The sequence below is a fragment of the Inquilinus limosus MP06 genome, assembly GCF_000767795.1.
GTDB classification, from domain to species: Bacteria; Pseudomonadota; Alphaproteobacteria; order DSM-16000; family Inquilinaceae; genus Inquilinus; species Inquilinus limosus_E.
In genome coordinates this window covers 1-6,839 of sequence record NZ_JANX01000338.1, presented here as the reverse complement: position 1 = coordinate 6,839, position 6,839 = coordinate 1, and the positions used below count along the sequence as shown (strand labels likewise).

The 6,839-nt window shown below is 66.3% G+C and carries 6 protein-coding genes; 3 read left to right on the top strand and 3 right to left on the bottom strand.

Going from position 1 to position 6,839, the window contains the following annotated elements; all coding sequences use genetic code 11:
• Positions 1 to 101: 101 nt before the first annotated feature.
• The 3 genes from P409_RS22170 (at position 102) to P409_RS38150 (ending at position 2,860) form a co-directional block, all read left to right on the top strand.
• Positions 102 to 749, top strand: a complete 648-nt coding sequence (locus P409_RS22170; RefSeq protein WP_034843776.1) for an alpha/beta hydrolase family protein — start codon at positions 102 to 104, stop codon at positions 747 to 749.
• 209 nt (positions 750 to 958) lie between these two features.
• Complete coding sequence (locus P409_RS22165) at positions 959 to 1,708, top strand: hypothetical protein (protein WP_152613482.1); 750 nt, start codon at positions 959 to 961, stop codon at positions 1,706 to 1,708.
• Positions 1,709 to 1,747: 39 nt separating this feature from the next.
• Positions 1,748 to 2,860 (top strand): hypothetical protein, encoded by a 1,113-nt coding sequence (locus P409_RS38150; RefSeq protein WP_152613481.1) that lies wholly within the window; start codon positions 1,748 to 1,750, stop codon positions 2,858 to 2,860.
• Between the two features lie 38 nt (positions 2,861 to 2,898).
• Here the strand turns inward: P409_RS38150 and P409_RS22160 are convergent, their stop codons facing one another.
• Genes P409_RS22160 through cysS form a run of 3 tightly spaced genes read right to left on the bottom strand, consistent with a single transcriptional unit; the run spans position 2,899 to position 6,654 of the window.
• Positions 2,899 to 3,669, bottom strand: coding sequence for an RNA methyltransferase (locus P409_RS22160; protein WP_034843774.1), 771 nt, complete (start codon positions 3,667 to 3,669; stop codon positions 2,899 to 2,901).
• Positions 3,669 to 5,264: a citramalate synthase gene (cimA, locus tag P409_RS22155; RefSeq protein WP_034843772.1), complete on the bottom strand. Its 1,596-nt coding sequence runs from the start codon at positions 5,262 to 5,264 to the stop codon at positions 3,669 to 3,671. The genes P409_RS22160 and cimA overlap by 1 nt, the downstream gene beginning before the upstream one ends.
• Before the next feature lie 4 nt (positions 5,265 to 5,268).
• Complete coding sequence (cysS, locus tag P409_RS22150; RefSeq protein WP_034843770.1) at positions 5,269 to 6,654, bottom strand: cysteine--tRNA ligase; 1,386 nt, start codon at positions 6,652 to 6,654, stop codon at positions 5,269 to 5,271.
• Positions 6,655 to 6,839: the final 185 nt, after the last annotated feature.

Here is a 6,839-nt window from a genome sequence, read left to right as displayed (position 1 = left end):
GGTTGGCGCGGCCTGGCCGATGCCGTCCTGATCCTGACAGCGTCGGCCCCTGGCGTCACTGCTGGCCCGAACCTGCGACCGCCATGCTAGGCTCCGGCTCCATGGCACCGACCTTCCTGATCGACGGGCCTGCCGAGGCCCGCGCCACCGTCCTGCTGGCGCATGGCGCCGGCGCGCCGATGGATTCGGGCTCGATGACCGCGGCGGCGAAGGCCCTGGCGGAAGCCGGCTTCCGCGTCGCGCGCTTCGAGTTCGGCTACATGGCCGCCCGGCGCGACGGCCAGCGCAAGCCGCCGCCGCGCGCCGAGACGGTGATCCCGGAATACCGGGCGGCGGTAGAGGCCATCGGCGCCACGGGGCCCCTGATCATCGGCGGCAAGTCGATGGGCGGCCGCGTCGCCTCGATGGCCGCCGACGAGCTGTTCGCCGCCGGCCGCATCGCCGGGCTGCTCTGCCTCGGCTACCCGTTCCACCCGCCGGGCAAGCCGGGACAGTTGCGCACCGCGCATTTGGTTGATCTGAGGACGCCGGCGCTGATCTGCCAGGGCACGCGCGACGAGTTCGGCACCCGCGACGAGGTCGCCGGCTACGCCCTGTCCGACGGGATCGAACTGCTGTGGCTGGAGGATGGCGACCACGACCTGAAGCCGCGCAAGAGCGTCTCCAGCTTCACCGTCGCCGACCATCTGCGGACGGTTGCCGCCGCGGTGTCGGACTGGGCCGGGCGGATCATGGTGCCGGCCATCTGAGCGCCATCTTCACTGCAGGCCACGGGCGGCCCAGCAGGACATTTCCATAGCATCCGCAGGGAAACCCGCCAGTTTGCAGGCGATCCTTCCTAGGGTCGTCATCCGTTCGCATGAAGACAAGCCTATGAACCTTGATCAGAGTCGCCAGCCTCGAGGGCAGATCCTCCGTTGGATCTGACGTATGCTCGAAACTGACGGGAGCAACTGAGATGGCGAACACAAAAGTCGCAAAGGAGATGCCGCTTGCGGAGGCGCTTCGATGGAATCCCACCCTGCTGTCGACAACATCGACCAAGCTGGGAAGCCCAAAGGTTGGCGATCTGTTTGAAGAATCCATGATTGGCCAATTGCCACAATCCGCCATCGTTCTGGGATGGGCAACCGGGGGCAGCAAGGACCATATGGGCGTTGCCGGCCTGAGCGAGAACAATGTGGGCGTCTACGGTCAGAGCCAAAACGGCTGGGCCGGAATGTTCATCGGCAATGTTTCCGTTGACGGGGATATCAACACAAGCGGTTGGGTTCACGCCAAGAACGTCAAATGTCTGGGCGCGGATTGCGCGGAGAATTTCGCGGTAGCCTCTGCGGCGGCAATCAAACCCGGCAGCGTCATGGTTTTGGGAGATGACGGCCTCCTCCATCCATGCTCAGCCGAATATGATGTCAAAGCCGCGGGCGTAATCTCGGGTGCCGGCGCGTTCAGGCCGGGGTTGCTGCTTGATTTCCGGGACGACGTGACCGGCATGCTGCCGCTTGCCCTGGTCGGAAAGGTCTACTGCATGGTCGACGCCGACGGCGCGGCAATCGAAACCGGGGATCTGCTCACCACGTCGTCGACCACCGGTCACGCCATGAAAGCACAAGACAGAAATCGTATGGCCGGCGCGATCGTCGGAAAAGCACTGCAGCCGATGAAAGCCGGCAAAGGCCTCATCCCGATCCTGGTGAGCTTGCAGTAGCTCGATCACAATTCTTCGATCTATGGCCAGGAGGGTTTCATGATAGACAACATGATCGACTTGGCCGTGAGAAGCGGCTTCAGTCCGAACACGCCCCTACGCGACCTCCTATCCCACTATGGCGTCTCATCGCTTCGGGATGCACTGGCTGCCTGCAATATTCGAGAACACTACCGAGATCTTGGCGGCGTCTGGGGGGATCTGGGCGCCCCCGTTGAAGGGCTTCAGATCGGCGCAGAAGGCGGCTATTCACAGAACTACCAGCTCGGGGTCATTACAACGCAGGACTTTGACAAAGTCCCGGTCGGAAGCAGGAGAATAGCCGCCCACATCACACTGGCAGGAATCCGCTGCTTCGGTACCGCCGGTGCCGGATCTGATGAGCTTTACGCCATAATCTCCGTGACCAACATCAATCCGAACTACAGCGGCGCGGACCAGCTCGTCACGACTATAAGAACCCCTATTCAGGAAGGAGTGCAGCCCGGCTCAGTCGCGTTTCGCGGTATAACCCTGACCGGGCCGGTAGCAGCGGGCGCGCCCGGCGGCGCGATCGGATTTCCGGGAACAGGGCTGCGGATTCACGTTGCCTTGTTCGAGCACGACAATGGGGATCCGGACAAGCTCCGCGACGATATACAGGCCGCTTTGGAAGATGCGGCCAGAAAGGGGTCCGCGGCGCTCGCGGGAGCGGCTGCCTCGGGTGATCAATCCCTGGGAGGAGTAGCCCAGGATTTCGTCGATCTCGATATCGGCGGATTCAAACCATTCAAATGGGCCTTGGGTGCGGTATCAAATGTTCTCGCCGGTATTCTTGGAGACGATCTGATCGGGGAATACGAATTCGTCGTTCCTGCCGCTGTCTTCCAGGATTGGTGCGAAGAGCAGGTCGTGGATGAAAACGGCCTCCACTTCCCGCGCGTTGACGCCTCAATGCGATGGCCGGCAGAGTTATCGGGAGGGATAGGAGTAAATTGGCCAAAAGAAGATGAAGAACACATCTTCGACGGAGATGGAGCCAGTTATAAAGTTTATTTTCAGATAATTCCAATACCAATTGATATTCCTGTGATATCAAACAAAAATAAAATTGTATACAGCAGAAAATTTCGCACGAACCTCTATGCACCTAAATACCACACATCGAATTGAATTATCTTCCGCGGCGAATAGCGCAGCACATGGCAGCGTTATTCGCCGCCCTTCCGCCGGCCGGCCAGGGCGACGATCATGCCGTGCAGGGTCCGTACCTCCTGCTCCGACAGTTGGGCGCGCTGCAGGAAGGCGCGGATGTTGCGCTGCATGCTCGGCTTCTTCTCCGGCACCCGGAAGAAGTGGCCGGCGTCCAGCGCGTCCTCGAGATGCTCGAACAGGTTGACCAGCTGCTCCTTGCTGGCCGGCGGCGCGTCCTCCTCATAGTCCAGCCGCCGCTCCGGCGTGGCGTCGCCGGCGGTGAACCATTCATAGGAGACCAGCAGCACGGCCTGGCCCAGGTTCAGCGAGGAGAAGGCGGGGTTCAGCGGCACGTTGACCACGGCATCGGCCAAGGCGACGTCGTCATTGGTCATGCCGGTGCGTTCCGGCCCGAACAGGATGCCCGCGGCCACGCCCGCGGCGTGATGGGCCCGCATCTCCGTGGCCGCCCGGCGCGGCGTCACCACCGGCTTCAGCTGGTCGCGCAGCCGGGCGGTGGTGGCGTAGACGGCGCCGAGATCGGCGATCGCGTCCTCGGTCCGCGCGAACACGCGGACATTGTCCAGCACGGCGGCGGCGCCGGAGGCGGTGGGCACCGCCTTCGGGTTCGGCCAGCCGTCGCGCGGGCGCACCAGCCGCAGGTCGGTCAGGCCGCAATTCAGCATCGCCCGCGCCGCCGTGCCGATGTTCTCGCCCATCTGCGGCTCGATCAGGATGATCGCCGGGCCGCCCAGCAGCGGGTCGCGGGTCTGGTCGGTGCCGGCCATCAGGCGGGTGCCGTGGCGCCGGCCCGCAGCAGCGCATAGGTGAAGCTGTCGCCCAGCGCCTCGAAGGAGGCGTCGATGACGTTGGTCGAGACCCCGATCGTCGACCAGCGGGTGCCGTCGGCATCCTCGGTCTCGATCATCACGCGCGGCATGGCGCCGGTGCCCTCGTTGGAGCGCAGGATGCGGACCTTGAAGTCGACCAGCCGCAGCGGCTTGAGGCCGGGATAGATCGGCTCCAGCGCCTTGCGCATGGCGTTGTCGAGCGCGTTGACCGGGCCGTTGCCGAAGGAGACCTCGTGCAGGGATGCCTGGCCGACGCGGACCAGCACCGTGGCCTCGGATTCCTGCACCACCTCGCCGCGGGCGTTGAAGCGCCGCTCATCGACCACGGTGAAGCGGTCCATGGTGAAGAAGGACGGCACCTGGCCCAGCATGCGCCGGGCCAGCAGCTCGAAGCTGGCGGCGGCGGTGTCGTAGGAATAGCCCTCGAATTCGCGCTGCTTCACCAGGTCGACCAGCCGCTCGACATTGCGGTCCTTCGGGTCGATGGCGACGCCGATCTCGGCGAAGCGCGCCAGGATGTTGGCCCGCCCGGCCTGGTCGGAGACGACGAGATGGCGGCGGTTGCCCACCCGCTCCGGCGCCACATGCTCGTAGGAGCGCGGATCCTTGGCGATGGCGGAGACGTGCAGCCCGCCCTTATGGGCGAAGGCGCGGCCGCCGACATAGGGCGCGCCGGACAGGGGCGTGCGGTTCAGCCGCTCGTCGAACCAGTGGCTGAGATCGGTCAGCGAGGCCAGGCCGGCCTCGGTCACCCCGGTCTCGTAGCCCATCTTCAGCACCAGGGTCGGGATCAGCGTCACCAGGTTGGCGTTGCCGCAGCGCTCGCCCAGCCCGTTCAGCGTGCCCTGGATCTGCCGCACGCCGGCCCGCACCGCCGCCAGGCTGTTGGCCACGGCATTGCCGGTGTCGTCATGGGTGTGGATGCCGAGGCGATCGCCCGGGATGTGCCGGGCCACGGCGGTGACGATCTCGGTCACCTCATGCGGCAGGGTGCCGCCATTGGTGTCGCACAGCACCACCCAGCGCGCCCCGGCCTCATAGGCCGCCCTGGCGCAGGCCAGGGCGTAGTCCGGATTGGCCTTCCAGCCGTCGAAGAAATGCTCGCAGTCGAAGCCGACCTCGCGGCCGCGGCCCACCACCTCGGCGACGCTGTCGCGGATCAGCTCGAGATTCTCCTCGCGCGGGATGCCCAGCGCGACGTCGACATGGAAATCCCAGGTCTTGCCGACCAGGGAGATCGACTGGACGTCGCTGTTCAGCAGCGCCGACAGGCCGGGGTCGTTGGCGGCGCTGCGGCCCGGCCGCCGGGTCATGCCGAAGGCGGTGAAACGGGCCTGCGCCAGCTTCGGCGGGTCGCGGAACAGCGCGTCGTCGGTCGGGTTGGCGCCGGGCCAGCCGCCCTCGACATAGTCGATGCCGAGCGCATCGAGCTTCTTGGCGATGGCGATCTTGTCGGCCACCGAGAAGTCCACGCCCTGGGTCTGCGCGCCGTCGCGCAGAGTGGTGTCGAACAGCCAGATCCGCTCGCTCATCGCCTCACCCCACCCGGCGCCACAGCGTGCGGTCCGGCTTGTCCTCCAGCGCGATGCCGGCGGCGGTCAGCACGTCGCGGATGCGGTCGGCCTCGGCGAAGTTCTTCGCCGCCCGCGCCGCCCGCCGGTCGGCAACCAGCGCGTCGATCTCGGCATCGTTCAGCCCCGACGCGGTCTTGGGCTGCCAGCGGAACCAGTCCTCCGGCGACTGCTGCAGCAGGCCCAGCAGCCGGCCACCGGACAGGATCTCGCCCTTCAGCCGCGCCTGCACGGCCGGATCGCCCGCCTTGTTCAGCGCCCCTGCCAGGTCGTGCAGCGCCGCCAGCGCCTGCGGCGTGTTCAGGTCGTCCTCCAGCGCGATCTGCACCACATGCGGCGCATCCGACGGGTCCTTCGCCGCGATCGCCTCGACCGCGCGCAGGGCGCCGTACAGCCGGTCCAGCGCCGCGCGGGCCTGGCGCACGCCCTCCTTGGTGAAGTCCAGCGGCTGGCGGTAGTGGCCGGACAGCAGGGCGTAGCGCAGCGCCTCGCCCGGGAACTCCTCCAGCAGGTCGTGCGGCGTGTAGAAGTTGCCGAGCGACTTCGACATCTTCTCGCCCTCGGCCATGACGAAGCCGTTGTGCAGCCAGGTGCGCGCCATCAGCGCGGTGCCGTGGGCGCAGCGGCTCTGCGCGATCTCGTTCTCGTGATGCGGGAAGATCAGGTCGACGCCGCCGGCATGGATGTCGAACTCGTCACCCAGATGAGCCTCGGCCATGGCCGAGCATTCGATGTGCCAGCCGGGCCGGCCGCGGCCCCAGGGGCTGTCCCAGCCCGGCTGGTCGTCGGTCGAGGGCTTCCACAGCACGAAATCGGCCGGGTCGCGCTTGTAGGGCGCGACCTCGACCCGGGCGCCGTCGATCAGCTCCTCACGGTTGCGGCGCGACAGCTGGCCGTAATCCGGCATCGACGGCACGTTGAACATGACATGGCCCTGGGCCGCATAGGCATGGCCCTTGTCGACCAGCGTGCCGATCATCGCCTGCATCTGCGGGATGTATTCGGTGGCCCGCGGCTGGACGTCGGGCGGCAGCGCCCCCAGCGCCGCCATGTCCGCAGCGAAGGCCTCGCCGGTGCGACGGGTCAGCGCCTCGATCGACTCGCCATTCGCCTTCGCCCGCTCGATGATCTTGTCTTCGATGTCGGTGATGTTGCGGACATAGGTCACCCGCGGATACAGCATCCGCAGCAGCCGGGACAGCACGTCGAACACCACGATCGGACGGGCGTTGCCGATATGGGCGTAGTCATAGACCGTCGGGCCGCAGACATACATCCGCACATGGCTCGGATCGATCGGGACGAAGAGCTCCTTCGTCCGGGTGAGCGTGTTGTGCAGAGAGAGCGCCACGGGTCGCGGTCCTAAGCCTGTCCGGTCGGGACCGCGACGATTACCAGATCGGCCCCCTGGCGTCCAAGGGTCAGGCCGCAGGGCAGCCCGGTCAGCGACGCTTGCCGAACCAGCCCTTGCGCTGCGGCACCACCGGCGTGCCCGCCATCAGCGGCGGGCCGGCCGGCGCGCTTTCCGGCTCCTCC